Consider the following 25,300-nt stretch of genomic DNA (forward strand, 5'->3'; position numbering starts at 1 on the left):
ACGAAAAAGCCGGGCAATGCCCGGCTTTTTCGTTCACAGCGGCAGGCTTACTGCGCCTTGATCGCCATCGCCTGCAGGCCGGTGCCGTCCAGCTTCTGCTTGGCTTCGGACAACTCGCCGGCACTGCCATACGGCCCCATGCGCACGCGGTACACGGTCTTGCCGTTGATCTGCGCCGATTCCACGCGTGCCGCCAGGCCCATCATCGCCAGCTTGGCCTTGGTCGCTTCGGCATCGCCGGAGGCACCGAACGCACCCGCCTGCAGGATGTAGCGGGCGTTGTCGGCGGCGGCCGGCGCAGCAGCGGCCGGGGTACTGGCCGCGGTCGGCGGGGTTTCCGCGCGCGCTGCCGGAGTGGCGGCGGCGGCGCTGGTCGACGCCGTCGGCGTGCTGGCCGGAGGCGTTGCCGCAGCCGGGCGTTCGCTCAGCGGTGCCGGCAGCGGACGGCTGGTGGCGGTTACCGGTGCGGTGCTGGCCACGCTGGCGGTTGCTGTCGGTGCCGGTGCAGCGGCGGCGGCCGGAACCGGCTTGCCTTCCAAAGCCGCCTGCGCGCGCTGCGCTTCGGCCTTGGCCCGGCGCTGGTCTTCGGCACGCGCGCTGGCGGCCAGTTCGGCGTCGGACATTTCAACTTCCTTGCCCGGCAGCAGGGTGTAGAAGTCGTACTGGGTGGCGGCCGGCTTCTCCGGTTCGGCCGGCTTCGGCGTGGCCGGCTGCGCGGCCGGCTGGGCGCCAACATCGCTGTCGGCATCCGCGACCGGGGCCGGCTGCGCGTTCGGGTTCGGCTGCGGACCGGCGCGAAGGAAGCCATCGCCTTCGCCCTTGAACAGGTTCGGCGCCGCCAGGAACACCACGGCTGCAATCGCCACGCCAGCGACCAGCCACACCCATCCGGGTGTTCCCTGGCTGCTGCTGTTGCGTCGTGCCTGGTTTTTGCCGCGTCGTGCTGCCATGTGTACTGCGTCTCCTGATGCTTACATTTTTTCCGGGGCGCTGACGCCCAGGAGTTCGAGGCCGTTGGCCAGCACCTGGCGCGCGGCGCAGGCCAGGGTCAGCTTGGCGTTGCGGTCGGCGGCGTCATCCACCAGCACCGGCGTCCCGTGATACCACGTGTGGAACGCGTGCGCCAATTCACGCAGGTACTGCGCCACCAGATGCGGTTCCAGCGCCACGCCGGCCGCCTCCACCACTTCCGGGTACCGCGAGATCTCGTTCATCAGCAGCAGCGAAGCGTCGTCGGCCAGGCGGCCGAGGTTGGCCAGGCCGTTGCCCTGTTCGTACACCAGGCCCTTCTCCTGCGCCTGGCGCAGCAGGCTGCAGACGCGGGCGTGCGCGTACTGCACGTAGAACACCGGGTTGTCGTTGCTCTGCTGGCGGGCCAGGTCGATGTCGAAGGTCAGCTGCGAATCGGGCTTGCGCGCGATCAGGAACCAGCGGGTGGCATCGCGGCCGGCTTCCTCGATCAGGTCGCGCAGGGTGAAGTAGCTGCCGGCACGCTTGGACAGCTTCACTTCCTCGCCGCCACGCATGACGGTGACCATCTGGTGCAGCACGTATTCCGGCCAGCCCTGCGGAATGCCCACTTCCATCGCCTGCAGGCCGGCGCGCACGCGCGCCAGCGAGCCGTGGTGGTCGGCACCCAGTTCGGTGATCGCGCGCTCGTAGCCGCGCTGCCACTTGGACAGGTGGTAGGCCACGTCCGGCACGAAGTAGGTGAAGGTGCCGTCGGACTTGCGCATCACGCGGTCCTTGTCGTCACCGAAGTCGGTGCTGCGCAGCCACAGCGCGCCACCTTCTTCATAGGTATGACCCGACGCCTGCAGCTTGGCCACCGCTTCGGCTACCTTGCCGTCGGCGTACAGCGAGCTTTCCAGGAAATAGATGTCGAAGTCGACTCCGAACGCGGCCAGGTCCAGGTTCTGCTCGTTGCGCAGGTAGGCCACCGCAAACCGGCGGATCGCCTGCATGTCGTCCGGGTCCTTGGCGCCGACCACGGTGCTGCCTTCCAGGTCGACGCTGGCGCCGGCCATGTAGGCGCGGGCGACGTCGGCGATGTATTCGCCGCGGTAGCCACCTTCCGGCCAGCCGTCCTGGTCCGGCGCGATGCCCTTGATCCGCGCCTGGGTGGACAGCGCCAGGTTCTCGATCTGCACGCCGGCGTCGTTGTAGTAGAACTCACGCTTGGCGTTCCAGCCGTTGGCGTCGAGCACGCGCGCCACGCAGTCGCCGATCGCCGCCGCGCGGCCATGGCCGACATGCAGCGGGCCGGTCGGGTTGGCTGACACGTACTCCACGCCCACCGTGCGGCCATTGCCGGACAGATTGCGGCCGTAGTCGTGGGCTTCCTTGATGACCGAGGCGGCTTCGCGCTGGTACGCGGCCGGGGCCAGGTGGAAGTTGATGAAGCCGGGGCCGGCGATCTCGACCTTGCTGACGTCCTCGCTGCGCGGCAGCGCCTCGACCAATGCCTGTGCCAGTGCGCGCGGATTGCTGCGCGCGGCCTTGGCCAGCAGCATCGCGGCGTTGGTGGCGAAGTCGCCGTGGTCGCGGGTCTTCGGGCGCTCGACCACGAAGTCCGGCGGCAGGGAGTCGGCGGGCAGGGTGCCATTGGCGCGCAAGGCTTCGATGCCTTGGCTGATCAGGGCGCGGAGGAGATTTTTCACGAGGCCTGCTGTGAGAATGAGCGGCGGAATCGCCCATTTTAGCGCAGATACCCGCGCCCACGCTGACCAGAACATGCCTGTGGGGGCGGCCGATGGCGCCTGAAGGGGCCGTGCTCAGCCGAACAGGCGCGGCTGGGGCGCGGACAGAAGTCCCCGTTCAGCAAATGAAACGGGACGGCCCTCGCCCACCACGAAGTGGTCCAGCAGGCGCACGTCCACCATCGCCAGCGCCTGCTGCAGTTCGTCGGTGATGCGGGTATCGGCGCTGGAGGGTTCCGGGTCGCCGGAAGGGTGGTTGTGGCTGAGGATCACCGCCGCTGCGTTGTGCAGCAGGGCGCGCCGCACCACTTCGCGGGGGTAGACCGGTGCGGCGTTGATGGTGCCGTGGAACAGTTCCTCGCAGGCGATCAGGCGGTGGCGATTGTCCAGGAACAGGGCCATGAAGATCTCCCGTGCCTGCCCCCGCAGGCGGTGCTGCAGATAGCGTCCGACCGCGGCCGGGTTGTTGCCGACCGCTTCGCCGTGTTCCAGCTCGGCGGCCAGGTAGCGGTGGGCCAGTTCCAGCCCAGCAACCAGGGTACAGCTGCGCGCCGGACCCAGCCCGGGCAGGCGCGCCAGCTCCCGCGCGGGGCGATCGAGCAGCACCCGTAACGGGCCATGCGCCTGCAGCAGGTCGCGCGCGGTCTGCACGGCATCGCGGCCACCGAACCCGGAGCCGAGAAACAGGGCCAGCAGCTCGGCGTCGGAAAGTGACGTGGGCCCGCGCGCGATCAGCTTCTCGCGGGGGCGTTCCTGTTCGGGCCAGTCGTGGATGGGCATGCCTGCATCATCGCCAGCTTCGGCGGCATCTCCCATCGGGGCTTGCCGCGGGCCCGGGTCGGTCGATGCCTCAGTCGCGCCGGGTCTGCAGGTAGTCGAACAGTTCCTGGTTGTTCTGCAGGCCCAGCTTGCGCTTGGCTTCGGCCTTCTGCCGGCTGATGGTCTTCGGGCTGCGCCCACAGCGCTCGGCGACCTGGTTCACGTTGAGACCGGCCGCCAGCAGCTCCAGCACTTCCTGCTCGCGTGCCGACAGCGGCGCCGGCTCGCGCGGAAACAGCAGGTCGCGTGCCTGCAGGTGGTGGCGCAGCTGCTGGGAGACGAATACCTGCCCCGCCATCGCGGCGTTCAGCGCCTGGGGCAGTTCGGCGAAATCGGCGCACTTGTCGACCAGGCCACTGATGCCCTCCCGCAGCAGTCCGTCCAGCAGGCCGGGATGACGGGCGCCGGTCAGCACCACCACCGGCAGGCCAGGGCGGCGCATGCGCAGCGCGTCGATCAGCTCCGGACCGTCCGGGCCGGCACCCGGCATCGAGAGGTCGGTCAGCACCGCATCGCAGTCGTGCTGGTCCACCAGCTCCAGCAGCTGGGCGCCGTCACGCGCACTGCCGACGATGTCCATCAGGTGGGTCTGCAGCACGACACGGATGCCATGCAGGACCACGGGATGGTCGTCGGCGATGATGATGCGTGGATGCACGAGGCTCCTCGAAGGTCGAACAGGCCACGGCGGGCGGCAGCCAATGCCTGATTCTGCAAAAGCACAGAGACGTAGGGGTATAGGAAAGGTCCGAAACTGTTACCGGGTGAATCCCGGGTCAACGCAGGCGGATTCCATCTGCTGATAGCCGCCCGCTATGTGCGCCCTGTACCGGGACATTACCGGCCATCGGGTAAGCTAGCGCCCTCGTTTGCACAGGAATTCCAGGTGGCTGACTCCCCCAACGCTTCCCCCGCGCCGGCGCGCGCGCTGGAAGGTCAGAAACTGCTGTTGTGTGTCGGAGGCGGGATCGCGGCGTACAAGGCACTGGAACTGGTGCGGCGCCTGCGCGACGCGGGTGCCCAGGTGCAGGTGGCGATGACCGCCGGTGCCCAGCAGTTCGTCACTCCGCTCAGTTTCCAGGCCCTGTCCGGGCAGCCGACCCGCACCACGCTGTGGGACAGCGCCGCCGAACAGGCCATGGGCCACATCGAGCTGGCCCGCTGGGCCGACCGCATCGTGGTCGCGCCGGGAACCGCCGATCTGCTGGCCCGGCTGGCGCAGGGCCATGCCGATGACCTGGTCAGCACGCTGTGCCTGGCCAGCACCGCGCCGCTGACGATCTGCCCGGCAATGAACCATCGCATGTGGCTGCATCCTGCCACCCAGGCCAACATCGCCCTGCTGCGCCAGCGCGGCGCGCAGGTGATCGGCCCGGTCGACGGTCCGCTGGCCGAAGGCGAGTCCGGTCCGGGTCGCCTGGCCGAACCGGGCGACATCGTCGCCGCGCTGGCCGTCAATGGCAGTACCACGGCGGCGGCTGCCGCACCGGAAACCCGCGCGCTGCAGGGCCTGCGCCTGCTGATCAGTGCCGGCCCGACCTATGAAGACATCGATCCGGTGCGCTACGTCGGCAACCGCAGCAGCGGCAAGATGGGCTTTGCCCTGGCCGCGGCCGCCGCGACGATGGGGGCGCAGGTGGTGCTGGTCAGCGGCCCGGTGCAGCTGCCGACGCCGCCCGGCGTGCAGCGCGTCGACGTGCGCTCGGCCGCGCAGATGCGTGATGCCGTGCTGAAGTCGCTGCCGGCTGACATCTATATCGGTGCCGCCGCAGTGTCCGACTACACACCGCGCCAGGTGGCTGCGCAGAAGCTGAAGAAGACCGCCGACAGCCAGTCGCTGGTGATCGAGCTGGTCCGCACGCCGGACATCCTGGCCGAAGTCGCCGCGCAGACGCAGTCGCTGAAGCTGGTGGTCGGCTTTGCCGCCGAAACCCACGACGTGGAGAAGTACGCGCGTGGCAAGCTGGTCGACAAGCGCCTGGACCTGGTGATCGCCAACCAGGTCGGCATCAGCGGCGGTGGTTTCGAGAGCGACAACAATGCCGCCACTGCGTACTGGCAGGACGGTGAACAGGTATTCCCGGCCACCTCCAAGCGCGAGCTGGCCGAACAACTGCTGGCGCTGATCGCGCGGAGACTCCAGGCATGACCCAGGCTTTCACTTCCCAACCGCTGCAGGTCAAGCTGCTCGATCCGCGCTTCGGCGACAGCTGGCCGCTGCCCGCCTACGCCACCGAAGCCAGCGCCGGCATGGACCTGCGCGCGGCGCTGGATACCGCGCTGACCCTGCAGCCGGGCGACACCGCGCTGGTGCCCAGCGGCCTGGCCATCCATATCGCCGATCCGAACCTGTGCGCGGTGATCCTGCCGCGTTCCGGGCTGGGCCACCGCCACGGCATCGTGCTCGGCAACGGCACCGGCCTGATCGACGCCGATTACCAGGGCCCGCTGCTGATCAGCGTCTGGAACCGTGGCCGCGAGGCCTTCGCCATCGAGCCGGGCGATCGCATCGCGCAGCTGGTGGTCGTGCCGATTGCCCGCGTCAGCCTGCAGGTGGTGGATACTTTCACCGACAGCGTGCGGGGAACGGGTGGATTCGGCCATACCGGGGTGCGTTGACAGGGGACATCGATGAGCGGCATTGGGGAAGGACAGCGGGGACGGTCGTTGGGACGCAGTGCGCCACTACTGGGGGTGCTGCTGGTCCTGCTGGCTGGCTGGTTCGGATGGAGCGCGGTGCAGCAATGGCGCCAGGAGGCCAACGGCCAGGCGCTGGAAGCTGCGCGTGACCAGGCCGTGCAAGGCCTGCAGGAGGCCGCTGCCGGCCAGCTGAAGCAGCTGCAGCAGCAGCTGAAGAACGAGCGCGTGCAGCAGGCGCTGCAGGCCGGCGATGCCGCTGCGGCGGCACTCGCGGTCCGCGAGAGCTGGACCGGCGTCGAGCACGCCGAAGTGCTGACCGCCGATCTGGCCAACGCCTATGCCGACCCGGCGACCTTCGGCTATGCCCGGTTGGCGCTGCTGGAAGCCGCATTGGCCGAGACCGGCCCCAGCCTGCGCGTGGTCCGCGATGGGGGCGGCAATCGTCTTGGCCTGGCGGCACCGGTGCCGCTGGGCAGCCTGGGCCCGGCAGTGCTCTACGTGCGCCAGCCATTGCTGCGACTGACCTCGCCGCTGGACCAGGTGAGTGCGCCATCGGCCGGTTTCCTTGGCCTGCGCCAAGGCGCGCATGACCTCGTCGCCCAGGGCGATGCCAGCCTGGCCGAAAGTGCCGAAGCATTGGCGCGGCCGATTCCGGGTACGCCGTTGCGGCTGGTGGCGGCGGTACCCAATGTCGAACCCGGTCCGCTGGGCCTGGGTTCGCTGGCCAGCGCCATCGTCGCGCTGCTGCTGGCGTTCATCGCCGTGCTGCTGGTGGTGGGTCGCGGCCGCCTGCCGAAGACGCTGCCGCTGCCGCGCCGTGCGGCCGTGGCGGAAGCGGATCATGGCCCGACCCTGAGCGAGAGCCTGCAGATGGCGCCGCCGCCGGTGGCCGAGGCCAGCACAACTGAAAGTGCACCGCCGCCCCCGCCGCCGGTTCCGGCCGAGGAACTGGCGGCCGGTATCTTCCGCGCCTACGACATTCGCGGTGTGGTGGGCAGCCAACTGACGCCGAAGACGGCGGCGCTGATCGGCCAGGCCATCGGTACCGTGGCACTGGAGCAGGGGCTGCGCGAGGTGGTGATCGGCCGCGACGGCCGCCTGTCCGGCCCGGAACTGGCCGCAGGGTTGGCCGAGGGTCTGAGGCGCGCCGGTTGCGCGGTGATCGACATCGGCCTGGCACCGACCCCGGTCGTGTACTACGCCGCCTTCCATCTGCGCACCGGCACCTGCGTGGCGGTCACTGGCAGTCATAACCCGCCCGAGTACAACGGCTTCAAGGTGGTCATCGGCGGCGAGACGCTGTCCGGCGACGCCATCACCGATCTCTACCAGCGCATCATCGAAGGCCGCCTGGTACAGGCCGCCGAGCCGGGCGATTACCAGCAGCGCGATGTCAGTGCCGACTACATCCAGCGCATCGCCGACGACGTGCAGCTGGACCGCCCGTTGAAGGTCGTGGCCGATGCCGGCAACGGCGTCGCCGGTGCGCTCGCACCGCAGCTGCTGGAAGCGATCGGTGCTGAAGTCATTCCGCTGTACTGCGATGTCGACGGTACCTTCCCCAACCATCATCCCGACCCGAGCGAACCGGCTAACCTGGAAGACCTGGTGCAGACGGTCAAGCGCTTCGGCGCCGACCTCGGCGTCGCCTTCGATGGCGATGGCGACCGGCTGGGCGTGGTCACCGGCGAAGGCAGGATCATCTATGCCGACCGCCTGCTGATGCTGTTTGCCGCCGATGTGCTGATGCGCAACCCCGGCGCGATGGTGATCTACGACGTGAAGTGCACCGGCAAGCTGTCCGACCACGTGCTGCGCAATGGTGGCAGTCCGCTGATGTGGAAGACCGGGCATTCGCTGATGAAGGCGAAGATGCGCGAGACCGACGCCGAGCTGGCCGGCGAGATGAGCGGCCACTTCTTCTTCAAGGAGCGCTGGTTCGGTTTCGACGATGGCCTGTATGCGGCGGCGCGCCTGCTGGAGATCCTGGCCCAGCGCGAGGAGACCCCGGATGAGGTACTGGCAGAGCTGCCGGAGATGGTGGCCACGCCGGAACTGAAGGTGCCGGTGGCCGACGGTACGCCACATGCGTTGGTGGCGATGCTGGTGGCGGCGGCGCAGTCGCCGGACAACCCGTATGTGGGCGGCCGCCTGTCGACCATCGACGGCCTGCGTGTGGACTTCCCCGATGGCTGGGGCCTGGTGCGTGCCTCCAATACCACGCCGGTGCTGGTGCTGCGCTTCGAGGGCAACGACGAGGCGGCACTGGAACGCATCCAGGCGCTGTTCCGCAGCCAGCTGCAACCGGTGCTGGGCGAGACCCCGCTGGGGTTCTGAGGTGGGGCCGGGCTGCGCCCGGCACCCGCCGAATCAACGTCAACGTCAAAGGCCGGCTATCCGTGGGATGGCGGGGCGGTGTCGGAGTGCGGGGACGCTGCAAGTACGTCCCTGTAAGCTTGGCAGCCGCATCCATGCGGCTGACACCCCGCACTCCGACACCGCCCCACCCCTGACAATGTCCTGGAGCTGTTGGTAGGTGTCGACCTTGGTCGACACACCCTCACCCCTTGAACCGCAGCCCCACGCCCGGTTCGGTGAACAGGTAGCGCGAATCCAGCGCCGAATCACCCAGCTTGTGCCGCAGCTTGCCGACCAGGATGCGCAGGTAATGGGTGTCGTGCTGGTGGGTCGGCCCCCAGATCTCCTGCAGGATCTGCGGCTGGGTCACCACGCGCCCGGCATTGCGCAGCAGCAGCGACAGCAGCGCGTATTCCTTGCGGGTCAGCGCCACCGGTTCACCATCGAGTGCCACTTCACGGCGCACCAGGTCCACATGCAGATGGCCATCGTCGAACACCGGCGGGGTGCCGTCGCTGGGCACGCTGCGCGTGCGCAGCAGCGCCCGTACCCGCGCCATCAGCTCCTGGGTACCGAAGGGTTTGGTCACGTAGTCGTTGGCGCCGTTGTCCAGCGCCCGCACCTTCTCGGTTTCGCCGGCGCGCACGGTCAGCATGATCACCGGCACCTGGCTCCATTGCCGCAGCTGCTCCAGCACCTCGTGGCCTTCCATGTCCGGCAGGCCGATGTCCAGGATCACCAGGTCCATGTCTTCGCTGGCGGCCATCTCCAGGCCTTCCTGGCCGGTCGCGGCCTGCCGTACCTGGTAGCCCTGCGCGCGCAGGCTGATATCCAGGAACCGGCGGATCTGGGTTTCATCATCGATCACCAGCACGCGCGCGGCCGGCACGCTGGCATCAATCGGGGTCGGGCTCATCGTGGGAGGCTGGCTTGAGCAGGGGCAGGGTGATGCGGATCAGGGTACCGCGACCGTCGCGTCCGGGCAGCGCCTGCACGCTGCCGCCATGCGCGCCGATCATGCCCTGGCAGATGGTCAGGCCCAGACCGGTGCCGTGGCGGCCGCGGTCGCCGCGCTCGACGCTGTAGAACATGTCGAAGATGCGCGCACGCTCGTCGTCGGGAATGCCGGGGCCGGCATCGATCACGTCGATGCGCAGCTGGCCGTCCAGCTCGCGCGCCTGCACCTGCACGGCGGCATCGGGCGGCGAGAACTTGGCCGCGTTTTCCATCACGTTGAACACGGCCTGTTCGACCAGCGCCGGGTGCACCCAGATCGGCGCCAGCGTGGAGGGAATATCCAGCTCCAGCCGCACCTTGGGCTGGTAGCGCTGCAGTCGCCGCGCCGCCGAGCCGATCAGTTCGTCCACGCCGATCCAGTCGCGGTTGATCTTCAATCCTTCGTGGCCGAGGCGGGTCATGTCCAGCAGGTTCTGGATGTAGCGGTCCAGCCGTTCGCCCTCGACCAGGATCGTGTCCAGCAGGGCACGGCGATCGGCTGTATCCATCGCCGCACCGTAGCTGGCCAGGCTGTCGGCCGAACCGATCATCGCCGCCAGCGGCGAGCGCAGATCGTGCGATACCGAAGAGAGCAGGGCCGAGCGCAATCGCTCGGTCTCGTTGCTGACGTGGGCCTGTTCCAGTTCGGCCACCAGCCGCGTGCGCAGCGCGGCCTGCGCGATGTCATCCACCATCGCTTCGGCCAGCTGCCGCTGCTCGGGCAGCAGGCGCGCCTGCGCGCCGGGCAGGTACAGGCCGGCCACGCCGATCGCGCGGTCTTCGCCATCCAGCAGCGGCAGGAACCACCATTGCGCGCCGGCCAGCGTGTCGGTGAAGCGGCCGCTGGGCTGGCCGTGGCGCAGCGCCCAGTCGGCGGCGGCCAGATCGGTATCGCCAGGCTGGCTGCGGCCACCGGTTGCGGTATCGGCGCCGATCCGCAGCCACGCCGGCACGTCCATGGCCTGTTCCAGTGCATGCCGACCCGCCTGCGCCACCTCTCCGTTGCCGGCGGCACTGGCCAGCTGGCGGCCCAACTGCTGGCGCGCACGCGCATGGCGGTTGGCGGCACGCAGCGCGATCACCTGCATGCGCAGGCGCGAGGCCAGGCGTCCGGCCACCAGCGCGGCGGCCAGGAACAGGAACACGGTGATCACGCCCTGGCGCGCGCCGATGGCGAAGGTGAAGCGTGGCGCGATGAACAGGAAGTTGTAGGCCAGGAAGCACAGGATCGCCGCCATCACCGCCACGCTGGCGCGGGTGCGCGCCGCCACCAGCACCACCGCGACGATGAACACCATCGACAGGTCGGCCATGCCCACCCAGTGTTCGGCCAGCCACGCCACCGCACAGGCCAGCGCGGTAGCGATCAGGGCTTGTGCCGGTTCATGACTGATACCGCGCATTGGCGGCAGCAGGCTCTCGCGGCGCGAGCGTGCGCGTGCCTGCGGTGTGCTGATGATGGTGATCTCGTAATGCGCGCCACGCTGGATCAGCTGCTGGGTCAGGGTGCGGTTGAACATCCGTGCCAGTGGACGTTCGCGGGTCCGGCCCAGCACCAGGGTCGACACGCCGTTGTGTGCGGCATGGTCGAGCAGGGCATCGGCGATGCTCGATCCATGCAGCAGTTCGGCGTCGCCGCCCAGCCGCCTTGCCAGCGCAAAGGCCGCATCGATCTCGCGCCGGGTCGCCTCGTCCTGGCGCCGGCCCTGCACGGTCACTACCGTCCACGGCGCGTCACGGCGCTCTGCGATGCGCCGCGCCACACGCACCAGGTATTCGCTCTGGCCGCCGCCATCAATGGCCACCAGCACGCCGCGACGCAGGGGCAGATTGCCTTCGCCACGCGCGGCGCGGGTTTCGCGCAGGCTGCTGTCGACGCGGTCGGCGGCCTCCTGCATCGCCAGTTCGCGCAGCGCGGTCAGGTTGGCCGGTGAGAAGAACGCCTGCAGTGCCTGTGCGGCCTGTTCGGGCACATAGACCTTGCCCTGCTGCAGGCGCGCGATCAGTTCGCGCGGCGGCAGGTCCACCAGCACGATGTCGTGCAGTCGGTCGAGCACACCGTCCGGCACGGTCTCGCTGACGCGTACGCCGGTGATGCGCATCACCACATCGTTGAGGCTTTCCAGATGCTGGATGTTGACCGTGGTCCAGACGTCAATGCCGGCGTCCAGCAGCTCCATCACGTCCTGCCAGCGGCGCTCATGGCGGCTGCCTGGCGCGTTGCGATGGGCCAGTTCATCCACCAGTACCAGCGCTGGGTGCCGCGCGAGCACGGCATCCAGGTCCATCTCCTGCAGGGTGTGGCCGTGGTAGGCCACCGCTTTCAGCGACAGCTGCGGCAGGCCCTCCAGCAGCGCCTGGGTATCGGCGCGGCCGTGGGTTTCCACCAGCCCGACCACCAGGTCAACGCCGCGGCGCAGCTGTTCCTGCGCGCGGGTCAGCATGGTGTAGGTCTTGCCCACGCCCGGCGCCGCGCCGAGGAACACGGTCAGCTTGCCGCCGGCTTCGCGTTGCAGGCCTTCGACCAGGGCATCGGCCTGGCGGGTACGCGCATCAGTCATGGGTGCCGCTGTCATGCCCGCCATTGTGCGCGCAGCCGGTGCAGGCCGGCATCACGGCGCCTTGGCCGCGTGGTCCAGCGCGAAGTTCAGCGTCACCACGTTCACCCGCGGCTGGCCGAACAGGCCCCACTGGCGGCCTTCGGTATGCGCCTGCACCAGCGCTTGTACGCGCGCCACCGGCAGGCCACGGGCACGCGCTACGCGTGCCACCTGCAGCTGAGCCGCCGCCGGCGACAGCTGCGGATCCAGGCCGCCTGCGGACTGGGTGACCAGATCCGCAGGCACCTGCGCCGGCGCGACACCTTCGCGTGCGGCTACCGCAGCCGTGCTGGCAGCCACGCGCTCGGCCAGTGCCGGGTTGCTGCGCGCCATGTTGGAACCGGCCGCGGCCATCGGGTCGTAGTTGGCGGCCGACGGGCGCGCCTGGAAGTAGCCGTCACCGGTGAACGGCTGCGACAGCCATGCCGAGCCGCGTACCTGGCCGTTGCCATCGCGCAGCAGGCTGCCCTCGGCCTGGGTCGGGTAGGCCAGGCCGGCGAAACCGGTGGCGATACCGGCGTAGACCGCGCCGGCCAGCAGCAGCGTGGCCAGGCCCAGGCCGATCGCCGGGCGCCAGCTTGCGCCCTCCTGCAGGCTGGCCACGCGGGCCTCGGCTTTCTGTTCGCGGGGAAGGGAAGACGAAGTGGAAACAGTACGGTTCATGCGCCGAATACCAGGACAAGAAGGAGGTCGATCGCCTTGATTGCCGCGAACGGCAGCAGCACGCCGCCGAGGCCGTACACCAGCATGTTCCGGCGCAGCAGCGCCGTTGCGGTGGCCGGGCGGAAGCGCACGCCACGCAGGGCGAGCGGAATCAGGGCGGGAATCACCAGGGCGTTGAAGATCAGCGCCGCCAGCACCGCGTTGCGCGGGCTCGACAGCTGCATCACGTTCAGTGCGGCCATGGTCGGAACGGCAGCGGCGAACAGCGCCGGCAGGATCGCGAAGTACTTGGAGACGTCGTTGGCCAGCGAGAAGGTGGTCAGCGCGCCGCGGGTGATCAGCTGCTGCTTGCCCACTTCCACCACCGCCAGCAGCTTGGCCGGGTCCGAATCCAGGTCGACCATGTTGCCGGCCTCTTTCGCCGCCTGCGTGCCGGAGTTCATCGCCAGGCCGATGTCGGCCTGGGCCAGCGCCGGGGCGTCGTTGGTACCGTCGCCCACCATCGCCACCAGGCGGCCACCGGCCTGCTCCTGGCGGATGCGCGCCAGCTTGTCTTCCGGCCGCGCTTCGGCGATGTAGTCGTCCACACCGGCCTCGGCAGCGATGGCGGCGGCGGTCAGCGGGTTGTCACCGGTGATCATCACCGTGCGGATGCCCATCGCCCGCAGCTGCGCGAACTTCTCGCGCATGCCGTGCTTGACCACGTCCGACAGCTCGATCACGCCCAGCACGTGGCGGCCCTCGGCCACCACCAGCGGGGTGGCGCCGTTGCGCGCGACCTGCTCGACACGACCGGCCAGCTCGGCCGGCACGTTGCCGCCCAGCACCTGCACGTGGGCGCGGATCGCATCGGCGGCACCCTTGCGGATCTGCCGCCCATGTTCCAGGTCCACGCCGGACATGCGGGTCTGGGCAGTGAAGGCCAGGTAGTCGGCATGGTCCGGTTCGGCGGTGGCGCAGCCCTGTTCGCGCGCCAGGCGCACGATCGACTTGCCTTCCGGGGTCGGGTCGGCCAGCGAAGACAGCAGCGCCGCTTCACGCAGCTGGCTGGCATCGATACCGGCCAACGGATGGAAGTGGCTGGCCTGGCGGTCGCCGTAGGTGATGGTGCCGGTCTTGTCCAGCAGCAGCACGTCGACGTCGCCGGCCACCTCCACCGCCTTGCCCGACTTGGCCAGCACATTGGCGGCCAGCGCACGGTTCATGCCGGCGATGCCGATGGCCGGCAGCAGCCCGCCGATGGTGGTCGGGATCAGGCACACCAGCAGCGCGATCAGCAACAGCGGGTCGACCTTGACGCCCACGGAGGCACCGATCGCAGGCAGCGTCGCCACCACCACCAGGAAGGTCAGCGTCATCGCCGCCAGCAGGAGGGTCAGCGCGATCTCGTTCGGGGTCTTCTGGCGGTTGGCACCCTCCACCAGGGCAATCATCCGGTCCAGGAAGCTGTGGCCCGGCTCGGCGGTCACCCGCACGATGATCTGGTCGGACAGCACCTTGGTGCCGCCGATCACACCGGAACGGTCGGTGCCAGCCTCGCGCAGCACCGGTGCCGATTCGCCGGTCACCGCCGCTTCGTTGATGGTGGCCAGGCCCTGCACGATCTCGCCGTCGGCCGGCACCAGCTCACCGGCACTGACGATCACATGGTCGCCCGGGCGCAGTTCGGCGGCGGGTACCTGGGTTTCGGCCGCGCCCGGCTGCGGCGCAGCCAGCCGGCGCGCCACCAGATCCTGGCGGGCACGGCGCAGCGAGGCGGCCTGGCCACGGCCGCGGGCTTCGGCCACGGCCTCGGCGAAGTTGCCGAACAGCACGGTCACCAGCAGGATCGCGGTCACCGCCAGGCCGAAGCCCAGCGGCGCATTGCCGGTCAGGGTGACGATCGCTGCCACGATCGTGCCGGCCATCACCACCGCCATCACCGGGCTGCGCACCAGATGCATCGGCGACAGCTTGCGCACCGCCTCGATCAGCGCACGGCGCAGGCCGGCGGCATCGAGCAGGGCAGGGCGCGGCGCATGGGAACTACGGGTTGAACTTGCATGACTACTCATGGGGGTGTCCTCAGTGCAGTCCCAGGCTCAGGTGGTCGGCAATCGGGCCGAGTACCAGCGCCGGCATGAACTGCAGCACGGTCAGGATGACGATCACCGAGACCAGGGTCAGGGCGAAGGTCGGGGTTTCGATCTGCAGGCTGCCGGCAGACTCCGGCGCCTGGCGCTTGGCGGCCAGCTGTGCGGCCACCACCAGCGGGATGATCAGCAGTGGGAAGCGGCCCAGCAGCAGCACCAGCGAGCAGCTCAGGTTCCACCACAGCGTGGCGTCACCCAGCCCTTCGAAGCCCGAACCGTTGTTGGCATAGGCCGAGACGTATTCGTAGAAGACCTGGCTGATGCCATGGAAACCGGGGTTGGACGTGCCCGCCAGGCCGGGTACGGCCAGGGTGATCGCGGTGAACACCAGCAGGGTGATCGGCTGCAGCAGCACCAGCAGGGCCAACAGGCGGACCTGTGGCGTCTCCAGCTTGCGGCCGAACATTTCCGGCGTGCGCCCGGTCATCAACCCGGCCAGGAACACGCCCAGCAGCAGGTACACGATGAACTGCTGCAGGCCACAGCCAATGCCGCCCCAGATCGCGCTGACCAGCATGTTGACCATCGCGATGCCGCCACTGAGCGGCGCCAGCGAATCGTGCATGCCGTTGACCGAGCCGTTCGAGACCTGGGTGGTCACCGCCGCCCACAGCGCAGTGCCGTCGGCACCGAAGCGCACCTCTTTGCCTTCCATCAGCAACGGCGTGGCGGCGCTGGCGCTATGCCCTTCGCTCCACATCATCGCGCCGGTGGACAGCAGCGACATGCCCAGCATGCAACTGAACACCAGGGCGCCGAAGCGGCGCCGGCCGGTGAACGCGCCGATCATGAAGATCACCGCCATCGGCACCAGCAGGATGCCGACGATCTCCAGCGCGTTCGACAGCGGGGTCGGGTTCTCCAGCGGGAAGCTGCTGTTCGGGCCGTACCAGCCGCCACCGTTGGCACCCAGCTGCTTGGCCGCGACCATTGCCGCCACCGGGCCCAACGGCAGCTTCTGTCCGGCCATGCCGGCGCTGGCATCGATCGGCGTGGCCTGTGGCCCACCGGCCATCGTCGACGGCACGCCCTGGCTGGTCAGCACCAGTGTCCACACCAGGCACAGCGGCAACAGGAAGCGCACGCACAGGCGCACCACGTCCACGTAGTAGTTGCCCACCGCCACTTGGCGGTCATCGCCGCTACCGGTGGCGGCCGCAGCCTGCGGCGCACGCGAGAACAGCGCGCGCAGTGTCGCCACCGCCAGCGCCAGGCCCATCATCGGCGTCACCACCTGCAGGCCGGTGATGCCGGTCATCTGCGAGAGGTAGGATAGCTGCGCCTGGCCCGAATAGTGCTGCTGGTTGGTGTTGGTCAGGAACGAGATCATCGTGTGCAGCGCGGTGTCCCAGCGCATGTTCGGGATCTGATCCGGATTCAGCGGCAGCCAGGCCTGGGTCATGAACACCGCCTGGGTCAGCACCGCGACCACCACGTTGCTCAGGACGAAGGCCAGCACGTAGCCGCGCCAGGACATCGAACGTGCCGGATCAACACCGAACATCCGGTACAGCGGCTTCTCGATCCAGTGGAACAGCACGTCGACCTTCATCGGCGTGCCACGCATCACGCGGGCCAGGTACAGGCCCAGCGGCCACGCCAGCAGCAGGCTGGCGGCAATAATCACAAGCATCTCAGTCATGGCCGGCTCCGCTCAGAACGACTCGGGCCGCAGCACGACATAAAGAAGATAGGCGGCGGCGACCAGCACCAGCACGCCACACAACAACGACAGCCAGGGGGACATTGCAATAGCGTCCTGGTGGAACCCCTCCACCTCAGGTCGTCATCGTCGCCCTGCCGCCCATAAACGCACTACGCGCCGGACCGGGCCGACGCGTAAAGAGTGCATAAATTTCGTGAGCCAGGCCGTAACCAGGCGCCGACTACCGTAGAGCCGAGCCCATGCTCGGCTGCTCTTTCCCAAGGTCACGCGGAGCCGAGCATGGGCTCGGCTCTACAAGCGAATCACGGGGCCTGGCTCGCTGGTGCCACGCCCTTCAGCTCGCGATAGCGCTGCAGGGTGCTTTCAATTTCGGCCTTCAACGCCTGCTGCTGCTGCAGGAACCCGGCCTGCAGGCGCTGCTGCGCCTGCAGCTGCACGTGCCGCTGGCGGATCGCCTCGGCCTGCTTGTCGGCCACCTTGGCACCGGCCAGTTCGCGGTCACCGGCCGCTGACAACAGGGCTACCAGCGACTCACGCAGGCTGGTGACGTTGTACTCGGCCGTCTTCAGGTTGTTGTCCAGCACTTCCTGGCGCTCGGCGAACACCCGGCGCAGGTCGTCCTCGCTGCCATAGGTGGTCAGCATCGCCTGCTCGGTGCGCTGGCGGGTCTGCTCGGCCATCAGGTCCAGCTGCTGTTGCGCGGCCACCGTGCTGGCGGCGGCACGCTCTTCGTCGGTCAACGCGCGCTGGACCTGCGCATTGCGCAGGCCACTTTTCGCGTTGAATTCCTCGCGGGCATGGTTGACCGCATCGGCCGGTAGCGAATCACTGCAGATCCGCTCCTTGCCCTCGTTCCAGCAGTACAGCTTCTTCTCCACCTTGTCGCCACCCCGCGACTGCGCCGGCAGCGTGAACGGCATGGCCAGCAGCAGGCCGGCAAAGAGAACAGCAGGAACTCGGGACATGACCTTTCCCCTGGTCGGTCAGCGGATCGAACGGACGCCGTACTGGGCCCGGTAGGCTTCCAGCGGCTGCCGGTAGCCCACAAGTTCCGGGTTGCCGGAGGCGAAATCAAGCAGATCGGCCAGCGATGCCACGGCGATCACCGGAATGCCGGCCTCCTCGGCCACCGACTGCGCCGCCGAACGGCGATCGGTTTCCGAAGCGATCTCCTGGCGGTCAAGCGCCACCACGATGCCGGCCGGGGTGCCACCGGCAGCGCGAATGATGCCCAGCGCTTCGCGGATCGCGGTACCGGCGGTGATCACGTCGTCGACGATCAGCACGCGCTTGCCATTCATGTCGGCGCCGATCAGCTGGCCGCCTTCGCCATGGTCCTTGGCTTCCTTGCGGTTGAACGACAGCGGCAGGTCGCGGCCACGCTGGGCCAGCTCACAGGCCATCGCGGTGGCCAGCGGGATGCCCTTGTAGGCCGGGCCGAACACCACGTCGTACTTGATTCCGGTGGCATCGATGGCATCGGCGTAGCAGGCGCCAAGCTGCGACAGCAGCGAACCGGAGTCGAAACGACCGGCGTTGAAGAAATAGGGGCTCAGCCGGCCGGACTTGAGGGTGAACTGGCCGAAGCGCAGGGCGTCGGCGGTCAGGGCCAGCTGCAGGAAACGGTGGCGGTGGTCGCTCATCAAAACTCGATTCATCTTCATTTGGAGCATAAATCCTAATCCAGCTGGGCGTTTCGCGCTCGTCCGGACCCGTGTGAAGGGCGTCGCGGCCTGGCCGGGCAGACTGCGCAGCCCCGCGGGCAACCGGTATGCTTGCCCGGTTTCCTGTCGTAGGTCCCTTGCATGCGCATCATCAGTTTCAACGCCAATGGCATCCGTTCCGCCGCGACCAAGGGCTTCCTCGACTGGTTCCGTGCCCAGGACGCCGACGTCCTGTGCATCCAGGAGACCAAGGCCCAGGAAGACCAGCTGACCGACCCGATGTTCCGTCCAGACGGGCACCACTGCTTCTATCGCGACGCCATCACCAAGAAGGGCTACAGCGGCGTGGCGATCTACAGCAAGCGCGAGCCGGACCAGGTCATCACCTCGCTGGGCTGGGCGCCGTTCGACGACGAAGGCCGCTACATCGAGGCGCGCTACGGCAACCTCAGCGTGGTCTCCTTCTACATCCCGTCCGGCAGCTCGGGCGACCTGCGCCAGGGCTTCAAGTTCGAAGTGATGGAATGGCTGCGGCCGATCCTGGAGGAGTGGGCGCGCAGCGGCCGCGACTACGTGCTGTGCGGCGACTGGAACATCGTGCGTTCGGCGCTGGACATCAAGAACTGGAAGTCCAACCAGAAGAATTCCGGCTGCCTGCCGGAGGAGCGCGACTGGCTCAACGCCCTGTGCGCCGACCACGGCCAGGCCACCGATGTCGCCGCCGGCCGTGGCTGGGCCGATGCCTACCGCCTGCTCAACCCCACCGGCGAGGATTACACCTGGTGGAGCAACCGCGGCGCCGCCCGTGCGAACAACGTCGGCTGGCGTATCGACTACCAGTTCATCACTCCGGGCCTGCGCGACAAACTGCGTAGCTGTTCGATCTACCGCGACGAGCGCTTCTCCGACCACGCCCCGTTCACCGTGGACTACGACCTGTGACCGAGGCCGCCAAGCCGCGCCGACCGTGGCAGCAGGTGTTGTCCAACCTGAGCCAGCGCAAGGTGCTGGCGATGCTGCTGCTCGGTTTCAGTTCGGGCCTGCCCATCTATCTGGTGGGCAACACGCTCGGCTTCTGGATGCGCAAGGAAGGCATCGAGCTGAGCACGATCGGTTTCCTGTCATGGGTCGGGCTGGCCTACACCATGAAGTTCCTGTGGGCGCCGATCGTCGACAAGACCGACGTGCCTCTGTTCGGTCGTTTTGGCCGCCGCCGCGGCTGGATGCTGCTGTCGCAGCTGGTCGTAGTGGTGGGCCTTGTCGGCATGGCGCTGGTCCAGCCCAAGGGCGGCCAGATCCAGTTCCTGGGCATCGCCTGGCAGCACATCGTCGTGTTCGGCGTAATGGCCGTGATCGTGGCGTTTGCTTCGGCCACCCAGGACATCGTCATCGATGCCTGGCGCATTGAAAGTGCTGACAACAGCGAGCAGCTTGGCCTGCTGACCTCATCCTCGGCATTGGGCTACCGCACTGCCTTGCTGGTCACCGATGCGCTGATCCTGATCATCGCGGCCCGTGTTGGCTGGCAGGTCTCCTACGAGATCATGGCCGTGCTGATGGCGCTTGGCGTGGTAGCCGTGGTCATGGCCCGTGAACCCGCGCGGGAAGTGGCTGCCGTGCAGGCACAGGCGACCTCCCTGTGGACGCCGCGCGGCCTGTTCGACGCCGTGGCGGGGCCGTTCATCGCCTTCGTCCGCGAGCATCGCAGCGGCGCGATCCTGATCCTGGTGGCCATCAGCGTTTATCGCATGGCCGACTTCGTCATGGGGCCGATGGCCAACCCCTTCTATGTCGATCTCGGCCTGGACGAGGACACCGTGGGCGCCGTGCGTGGCTCGGTGGGCCTGGTCGCGACCTTCGTCGGCATTGCTGCGGCGGGCCTGGTCTCGGTTCGCTGGGGGGTGCTGGCGGCGCTGATGGTGGGTGCCGTGCTGGGGCCGGCCTCCAACCTGGCATTTGCCTGGCTGGCCTATTCGGGCCCAGACACGACCCATTTTGCTGTGGCCATGGCCATCGACAACTTCGCCAGCGGTTTCGCCGGTACGGCGCTGATCGCCTATATGTCCAGCCTGACCAGCATCGGATACACCGCAACCCAGTACGCGCTGCTGAGTTCGTTCTACGCGATGCCCGGCAAGGCGCTCAAGGGGCTCTCGGGGTGGTCGGTACAGACGCTCGCACAGGGCCGGACGCTGCTGGAAGGCTACGCGCTGTTCTTCGTCGGTACCGCGCTGGTGGCGATCCCGGTGGTGATCCTCTGCGCCCTGCTGATCCTGCAGCAGCGCCGTCGCCAGGCCTCCAGCTCGACCTGATTGCCTGCCCGTCCGGTCTGCGGGATCATCGCCCCGACGCGCCGAGGGGGCGGTGCCTTGCGAACGGGGAAGTGAGCATGGCCGACGTTGTGCTGCGGGACCTGGACCCGCTGCTGCTGGAACGCATCCGACGTGTCGCGGTCGCCCGCGGCTGGACCCACGAACAGACCTGTGCCGCTTTGCTGGAGCAGGGCCTGTTCAGCAGTGAACTGGAGGTCCGCTCCGGCTTCGGTGATCCCGAAGTGGACGCGCTCTCCGACGCCATCGCCGCCCTGCAGGCCTTGCCCGCAGGGCAGGGCTTCGATTAGCGGCCGCGCCGCAATGCTGTAGAGCCGAGCCCACGCTCGGCTGCCCGGTAGATCCACGCCATGCGTGGATGACGCCACCTCACGCCAGGTGGATCGCCCCGAGGATCCGCGGCCCCTTGGCCCCGGTCACGCTCGGCAGGTTGCCGGCCAGCCCGTCCATCGTCCGCTGCGCCAGCCACGCAAAGCCCATGGCCTCCACGTACTCCGGGTCCAGCCCGTGCACCGCGCTGGATTCCACCTGCACCCCCGGCAGCCGCGCCGCCAGCCGTTTCATCAGCTGCCGGTTGCGTACGCCGCCACCACAGACCAGCAGGCGCCGGGTCTGTGGCTGCTGCGCCAGCAGCGCATCGGCCACGGTTGCCACGGTCAGCTCCAGCAGGGTGGCCTGCACATCGGCGGCAGCGTATTGGCCTTCGCCCATGTGCACCTCGGCCCAGGCCAGGTGGAACTGCTCACGGCCGGTGCTCTTCGGCGGTGGCAGCGCGAACCACGGGTCCGAGCGCCAGCCGGCCAGCAGGCCCTCGTCTACCGCGCCACTGGCAGCGTACGCACCATCGGCATCGAAGGTGCGGCCGGTATGGCGCTGGCACCAGGCATCCATCAGCGCGTTGGCCGGGCCGGTATCGAAGCCGCGCACTGCGCCTTCGCGCGGGATCAGGGTCAGGTTGGCGATGCCGCCCAGGTTCAGCACCGCACGGTCCTCATCGGCGGCGCCCAGCATGCCAAGGTGGAAGGCCGGCATCAGCGGCGCACCATGGCCCCCGGCGGCCACGTCACGGCGGCGGAAGTCGGATACCGTGGTGATCCCGGTCAGCTCGGCGATGCGGTTGCCATCGCCCAGCTGCACGGTGAAGGCGGGGGTGGCCAGCGGGCGATGGCGCACGGTCTGGCCGTGCGAGCCGATCGCGCGGACCTGGCTGCGGTCCACGCCGGCCTCGGCCAGCAGTTGATTGGCGGCTTCGGCGAAGTTGATCGCGATCCGGGCGTCCAGCTCGCCCAGCTCCTCCAGCGAGTCCAGCGGTCCGCCTTCGCCCAGCGCCACCAGCCGCGCACGCAGCACAGGCTCCCAGCGGGCGGTCAGCCCGTGCACGAAGCGGCAGCCTCCGCCAGCGGGGAACTGCACCAGCGCGGCATCGATGCCGTCGGCGCTGGTGCCCGACATCAGGCCAAGGTACAGGGGGGCGTCAGCGTCGGCAGTCGTGTTCATGGCGGACATAAAAAAAGGACGCGGCAAGCTTGGGCTGCCGCGTCCTTCTTCGTCAACGCAGGGGTTCAGCCGCGCTTGCGGCCGGTCGCCTGCTTGTCCTTGGCGCTGGCCACCTCGGGGGCGGCCTCGTCGCGGCTGGTCGGTGCCGGGCTGGCGTCGGCGTAGATCAGCTTCTCCATGCCCTGGATGCGGGCCATCGCCGGTGCGGTCTGCGCGCGGAAGGCGACCAGCTCGGCGCCCTTCAGCGGCTCCGGCGGCGGCATGGTCACGGTCAGCGGATTGCGGTGCTCGCCGTTGACGCGGAATTCGTAGTGCAGATGCGGGCCGGTGGCCAGGCCGGTCGAGCCGACATAGCCGATCACCGTGCCCTGGGCCACGCGCTGGCCGGTCTTGATGTTCGCAAAGCGCGACATGTGCCCGTACAGGGTGGTGTGGCCGCGGCCGTGGTCGAGGATCACCACGTTGCCGTAGCCGCGCTGCACGCCGGCGAACTGCACGCGGGCATCGCCGGCGGCCATGATCGGGGTGCCGGTGCGCGCAGCGTAGTCCACGCCCTTGTGCATGCGCATCTTGCCCAGCACCGGGTGCTTGCGCGCGCCGAAAGTCGAGCTCAGCCGCGCGAACGGGATCGGCATGCGGATGAAGCTCTTCTTCAGCGAACGGCCGTTGATGTCGTAGTACTCGGACTTGCCGTTGCGGTCGAAGCGGAAGCCGGAATAGGTCTTGCCACCGGTGGTGAAGGTCGCCGCCAGGATCTTGCTGGTGTCCACCTTCTCGCCTTCGCGCCAGGTTTCATCCATCACCACGCTGAAGCGGTCGCCCGGCTGCAGGTCCTTCGAGAAGTCGATGTCGTACTTGAAGATGTCGTCGGTCATCGTCGCGATCGCCGACGGCGACAGCCCGGCGCGGCGGGCCGCGGCATACAGCGAACTGGTGATCTCGCCGCTGGTGACCACGGTGCGCGTGGAGGTCTCGCGCTGGGTCACCTTCTCCTTGATGTCGTCGCCGGTCAGGCTCAGTTCCACCCGGTTGTCGGCATCGCGGTCGAAGCGGATGCTGCGCAGGTCACCGGACAGCGGCATGTCGAAGGCGATCTCGGCACCCGGGCGCAGCTTGGTCAGCGCCTCACGCGCGCCCGGGTGGTCCAGTACCCGGTGCAGGGTGGTGGCCGGGATGCCGGCCTTGTCGAACAGGTCGCTCAGGGTCTGGCCGCGCTGCACGCGCAGCACCTGCCAGCTGTCACCGGGCACCTGCTGCTGGCGGGCCATGGTCAGCGGCGGCAACGGCAGCGCCAGGCTGGTATGGCTGTCGGCGAAGGGGGCGTCGATGGTGTGCGAGAAGCCTGGGACGATCGTTGCCACCAGCGCGCCGATGGTCGCGAACAGGCTGGCATGCATCCAATGGCGGCGGGTCCAGCGCTCATTGAAGGCGGCGGGAAGATGTTGCCTGAGCTTCCGATGCAGGGCGTTGTCGTGCAGGACGTGGAGGCGTTCCTGGAAGCGCTGCTTGCGTGCGCGCCCTTGTTCGGAATTGTGCATCGGCGGTTTTTTCCTGGCAGCCCGGGAGCGCGGGCCTGATCGCCGGTTACCATAGACACCTGAGAAAACCGCGTCAAACCCTTGTGCCCATTGGCTTTTGTGAAGCCAATCGGGTTAACTTTGCTTTAACACCCCACACAAGAATCGGCGTTGCCGGGAGTAGTCACGTGTCCTCGATTGAAGAAGCCCTTGCCCTGATCGGCCGCGGTGCCGACGAGATCCTCAAGCTCGAGGATCTGCGTGCGCGCCTGCAGGAAGGCCGTCCGCTGCGGATCAAGGCCGGCTTCGACCCCACCGCGCCCGACCTGCACCTGGGCCATACGGTGCTGCTGAACAAGATGCGCCAGTTCCAGGACCTCGGCCACCAGGTCGTTTTCCTGATCGGCGACTTCACCGGCATGATCGGCGACCCGTCCGGCAAGAGCCTCACCCGCAAGCCGCTCAGCCGCGAGGACGTGCTGGCCAACGCCCGTACCTATGAGGAGCAGGTGTTCAAGGTGCTGGACCGCAGCCGTACCGAAGTCCGCTTCAACTCGGAGTGGTTCGGCAAGATGGGCGCGGCGGACATGATCCGCCTGGCCGGCCAGCACACCGTGGCGCGCATGCTCGAGCGCGATGACTTCGCCAAGCGCTACGCCGCCCAGCAGTCCATCGCCATCCACGAGTTCCTGTACCCGCTGGTGCAGGGCTACGACTCGGTGGCCCTGGAGGCCGACGTCGAGCTGGGCGGTACCGACCAGAAGTTCAACCTGCTGATGGGCCGTGGCCTGCAGGAACATCACGGCCAGAAGCCGCAGGTGGTGCTGACCATGCCGCTGCTGGAAGGCCTGGACGGCGTCAACAAGATGTCCAAGTCGCTGGGCAACTACATTGGCATCAGCGAACCGGCCATCGACATCGTCACCAAGACCATGAAGGTGGACGACACCCTGATGTGGCGCTGGATCGAGCTGTTGTCCTTCGACATCAGCCAGGCTGAAGCCGTGCAGCTGCGCGAGCAGGTGGCCAATGGCGGCCTGAACCCGCGCGTGGTCAAGCTGCGCCTGGCGCGTGAGCTGGCGACCCGCTTCCACGACGCTGCGGCGGCCGAGCAGGCCATTGCCGGCTGGGAAGCGGCGGTGACCGGGCAGGGCGACATCACCCAGCTGCCGCTGCAGGACGTGGCGATCCCGGCCGAAGGCCTGCGTATTGCTGCGCTGCTGACCGCCGTCGGCCTGACGCCGAGCAACTCCGAAGCCAACCGCAAGCTCAAGGAGCGCGCGGTGAAGGTGGACGGCGAAGTGGTGGAAGATGGCCAGCAGGTGCTGCAGCCGGGCTTCGAGGGCCTGCTGCAGGTGGGCAAGCGCACCTTCGCCCGCGTGCGCCTGGTCGCTGCCTGAGACAAAGGAAGGGCCGGCGCAGCCGGCCCTTCCTTATGCTCTTGTAGAGCCGAGCCCACGCTCGGCTGCTCTTCACGGGGTCCTCCCGCAGCGCGATGCATGAACGGATGCAACATCCGTTGAAAAAAATCGCCACACCCCCTTCACAAATGATGGGAATAGGGACATACTTCTCCTCCCCCGTCGCAGGGGTCGCCACCAAGGGGCTTCAGCGACATCAGGGCGCCCACCACCGCCGAACGAGATGATCGAACGAGGGTGTTGACGGACTGAAAAAGTCTGGCATAATGGGCGGCTCGCTACGAAGGAAACTTCGCAG

The 25,300-nt window shown here is 68.3% G+C and carries 21 protein-coding genes; 7 read left to right on the plus strand and 14 right to left on the minus strand.

Translation table 11 applies throughout. The features are described 5' to 3' along the window. Positions 1–47 precede the first annotated feature (47 nt). From G5A07_RS11935 to G5A07_RS11950, 4 genes are all read right to left on the minus strand, one after another. A complete protein-coding gene (locus tag G5A07_RS11935) occupies positions 48–950 on the minus strand; it encodes an SPOR domain-containing protein (protein ID WP_010486901.1) in 903 nt (300 codons plus the stop codon). 21 nt (positions 951–971) lie between these two features. Further along, the gene (gene argS, locus G5A07_RS11940) at positions 972–2,660 is read right to left on the minus strand and encodes an arginine--tRNA ligase (RefSeq protein WP_010486900.1); all 1,689 of its coding nucleotides are present in this window, start codon (positions 2,658–2,660) and stop codon (positions 972–974) included. Positions 2,661–2,774: 114 nt separating this feature from the next. Beyond that, positions 2,775–3,479 (minus strand): DNA repair protein RadC, encoded by a 705-nt coding sequence (radC, locus tag G5A07_RS11945; protein WP_029550913.1) that lies wholly within the window; start codon positions 3,477–3,479, stop codon positions 2,775–2,777. A gap of 70 nt (positions 3,480–3,549) precedes the next feature. After that, entirely contained in the window at positions 3,550–4,176 is a 627-nt protein-coding gene (locus tag G5A07_RS11950; protein ID WP_019338987.1) for a response regulator transcription factor, read from the minus strand. Between the two features lie 228 nt (positions 4,177–4,404). Between G5A07_RS11950 and coaBC the strand changes: the two genes are divergently transcribed. From coaBC to G5A07_RS11965, 3 genes are read left to right on the plus strand one after another with little or no spacing between them, the layout of a single operon-like run. Beyond that, positions 4,405–5,667, plus strand: a complete 1,263-nt coding sequence (coaBC, locus tag G5A07_RS11955; RefSeq protein WP_191863351.1) for a bifunctional phosphopantothenoylcysteine decarboxylase/phosphopantothenate--cysteine ligase CoaBC — start codon at positions 4,405–4,407, stop codon at positions 5,665–5,667. Next, positions 5,664–6,137 (plus strand): dUTP diphosphatase, encoded by a 474-nt coding sequence (dut, locus tag G5A07_RS11960; protein WP_191863352.1) that lies wholly within the window; start codon positions 5,664–5,666, stop codon positions 6,135–6,137. Before coaBC ends, dut begins: the two co-directional genes overlap by 4 nt. Before the next feature lie 12 nt (positions 6,138–6,149). Next, a complete protein-coding gene (locus G5A07_RS11965; protein WP_049412124.1) occupies positions 6,150–8,495 on the plus strand; it encodes a phosphomannomutase/phosphoglucomutase in 2,346 nt (781 codons plus the stop codon). 223 nt (positions 8,496–8,718) lie between these two features. Here G5A07_RS11965 and G5A07_RS11970 read toward each other — a convergent pair whose 3' ends face one another. From G5A07_RS11970 to pyrE, 8 genes are all read right to left on the minus strand, one after another. Continuing rightward, on the minus strand, positions 8,719–9,432 hold the full coding sequence (locus tag G5A07_RS11970; protein WP_019338804.1) for a response regulator transcription factor: 714 nt from the start codon (positions 9,430–9,432) through the stop codon (positions 8,719–8,721). Then, positions 9,413–12,073 (minus strand): sensor histidine kinase KdpD, encoded by a 2,661-nt coding sequence (locus tag G5A07_RS11975; RefSeq protein WP_191863353.1) that lies wholly within the window; start codon positions 12,071–12,073, stop codon positions 9,413–9,415. Before G5A07_RS11975 ends, G5A07_RS11970 begins: the two co-directional genes overlap by 20 nt. A gap of 51 nt (positions 12,074–12,124) precedes the next feature. Next, complete coding sequence (kdpC, locus tag G5A07_RS11980; protein ID WP_143994446.1) at positions 12,125–12,775, minus strand: potassium-transporting ATPase subunit KdpC; 651 nt, start codon at positions 12,773–12,775, stop codon at positions 12,125–12,127. Further along, positions 12,772–14,829, minus strand: a complete 2,058-nt coding sequence (gene kdpB / locus G5A07_RS11985) for a potassium-transporting ATPase subunit KdpB (RefSeq protein ID WP_049412117.1) — start codon at positions 14,827–14,829, stop codon at positions 12,772–12,774. The genes kdpC and kdpB overlap by 4 nt, the downstream gene beginning before the upstream one ends. A 10-nt stretch (positions 14,830–14,839) precedes the next feature. Then, complete coding sequence (kdpA, locus tag G5A07_RS11990; RefSeq protein WP_191863354.1) at positions 14,840–16,549, minus strand: potassium-transporting ATPase subunit KdpA; 1,710 nt, start codon at positions 16,547–16,549, stop codon at positions 14,840–14,842. A gap of 12 nt (positions 16,550–16,561) precedes the next feature. After that, positions 16,562–16,654: a potassium-transporting ATPase subunit F gene (locus G5A07_RS11995; RefSeq protein ID WP_005407770.1), complete on the minus strand. Its 93-nt coding sequence runs from the start codon at positions 16,652–16,654 to the stop codon at positions 16,562–16,564. 221 nt (positions 16,655–16,875) lie between these two features. Further along, positions 16,876–17,538 (minus strand): hypothetical protein, encoded by a 663-nt coding sequence (locus G5A07_RS12000; protein ID WP_191863355.1) that lies wholly within the window; start codon positions 17,536–17,538, stop codon positions 16,876–16,878. 18 nt (positions 17,539–17,556) lie between these two features. Next, positions 17,557–18,216: an orotate phosphoribosyltransferase gene (gene pyrE / locus G5A07_RS12005; RefSeq protein WP_010486876.1), complete on the minus strand. Its 660-nt coding sequence runs from the start codon at positions 18,214–18,216 to the stop codon at positions 17,557–17,559. Between the two features lie 162 nt (positions 18,217–18,378). Between pyrE and G5A07_RS12010 the strand changes: the two genes are divergently transcribed. The 3 genes from G5A07_RS12010 (at position 18,379) to G5A07_RS12020 (ending at position 20,857) form a co-directional block, all read left to right on the plus strand. Beyond that, complete coding sequence (locus G5A07_RS12010; protein WP_005420469.1) at positions 18,379–19,179, plus strand: exodeoxyribonuclease III; 801 nt, start codon at positions 18,379–18,381, stop codon at positions 19,177–19,179. Then, complete coding sequence (locus tag G5A07_RS12015; protein ID WP_049455489.1) at positions 19,176–20,549, plus strand: muropeptide MFS transporter; 1,374 nt, start codon at positions 19,176–19,178, stop codon at positions 20,547–20,549. Before G5A07_RS12010 ends, G5A07_RS12015 begins: the two co-directional genes overlap by 4 nt. A gap of 77 nt (positions 20,550–20,626) precedes the next feature. Further along, entirely contained in the window at positions 20,627–20,857 is a 231-nt protein-coding gene (locus G5A07_RS12020) for a hypothetical protein (protein WP_005420465.1), read from the plus strand. Positions 20,858–20,936: 79 nt separating this feature from the next. Here the strand turns inward: G5A07_RS12020 and G5A07_RS12025 are convergent, their stop codons facing one another. Continuing rightward, on the minus strand, positions 20,937–22,064 hold the full coding sequence (locus G5A07_RS12025) for an anhydro-N-acetylmuramic acid kinase (RefSeq protein ID WP_125437753.1): 1,128 nt from the start codon (positions 22,062–22,064) through the stop codon (positions 20,937–20,939). A gap of 65 nt (positions 22,065–22,129) precedes the next feature. Then, positions 22,130–23,602 carry a peptidoglycan DD-metalloendopeptidase family protein gene (locus tag G5A07_RS12030; RefSeq protein ID WP_191863356.1) on the minus strand — a complete coding sequence of 491 codons (1,473 nt, stop codon included), beginning with the start codon at positions 23,600–23,602 and terminating at the stop codon, positions 22,130–22,132. Positions 23,603–23,769: 167 nt separating this feature from the next. Between G5A07_RS12030 and tyrS the strand changes: the two genes are divergently transcribed. Beyond that, positions 23,770–24,981: a tyrosine--tRNA ligase gene (gene tyrS / locus G5A07_RS12035; protein ID WP_191863357.1), complete on the plus strand. Its 1,212-nt coding sequence runs from the start codon at positions 23,770–23,772 to the stop codon at positions 24,979–24,981. Positions 24,982–25,300 lie beyond the last annotated feature (319 nt).

The organism is Stenotrophomonas sp. AS012628 (assembly GCF_010608305.1).
Taxonomy (GTDB): domain Bacteria; phylum Pseudomonadota; class Gammaproteobacteria; order Xanthomonadales; family Xanthomonadaceae; genus Stenotrophomonas; species Stenotrophomonas geniculata.

Coding starts and splice junctions, on each gene's coding strand:
- G5A07_RS11935 (WP_010486901.1), bottom strand. CDS start 950: ATGGCAGCACGACGCGGCAAAAACCAGGCACGACGCAACAGCAGCAGC.
- radC (WP_029550913.1), bottom strand. CDS start 3,479: ATGCCCATCCACGACTGGCCCGAACAGGAACGCCCCCGCGAGAAGCTG.
- dut (WP_191863352.1), top strand. CDS start 5,664: ATGACCCAGGCTTTCACTTCCCAACCGCTGCAGGTCAAGCTGCTCGAT.
- G5A07_RS11965 (WP_049412124.1), top strand. CDS start 6,150: ATGAGCGGCATTGGGGAAGGACAGCGGGGACGGTCGTTGGGACGCAGT.
- G5A07_RS11970 (WP_019338804.1), bottom strand. CDS start 9,432: ATGAGCCCGACCCCGATTGATGCCAGCGTGCCGGCCGCGCGCGTGCTG.
- G5A07_RS11975 (WP_191863353.1), bottom strand. CDS start 12,073: ATGACTGATGCGCGTACCCGCCAGGCCGATGCCCTGGTCGAAGGCCTG.
- kdpC (WP_143994446.1), bottom strand. CDS start 12,775: ATGAACCGTACTGTTTCCACTTCGTCTTCCCTTCCCCGCGAACAGAAA.
- kdpB (WP_049412117.1), bottom strand. CDS start 14,829: ATGAGTAGTCATGCAAGTTCAACCCGTAGTTCCCATGCGCCGCGCCCT.
- kdpA (WP_191863354.1), bottom strand. CDS start 16,549: ATGACTGAGATGCTTGTGATTATTGCCGCCAGCCTGCTGCTGGCGTGG.
- G5A07_RS11995 (WP_005407770.1), bottom strand. CDS start 16,654: ATGTCCCCCTGGCTGTCGTTGTTGTGTGGCGTGCTGGTGCTGGTCGCC.
- G5A07_RS12000 (WP_191863355.1), bottom strand. CDS start 17,538: ATGTCCCGAGTTCCTGCTGTTCTCTTTGCCGGCCTGCTGCTGGCCATG.
- pyrE (WP_010486876.1), bottom strand. CDS start 18,216: ATGAGCGACCACCGCCACCGTTTCCTGCAGCTGGCCCTGACCGCCGAC.
- G5A07_RS12010 (WP_005420469.1), top strand. CDS start 18,379: ATGCGCATCATCAGTTTCAACGCCAATGGCATCCGTTCCGCCGCGACC.
- G5A07_RS12020 (WP_005420465.1), top strand. CDS start 20,627: ATGGCCGACGTTGTGCTGCGGGACCTGGACCCGCTGCTGCTGGAACGC.
- G5A07_RS12025 (WP_125437753.1), bottom strand. CDS start 22,064: ATGAACACGACTGCCGACGCTGACGCCCCCCTGTACCTTGGCCTGATG.
- G5A07_RS12030 (WP_191863356.1), bottom strand. CDS start 23,602: ATGCACAATTCCGAACAAGGGCGCGCACGCAAGCAGCGCTTCCAGGAA.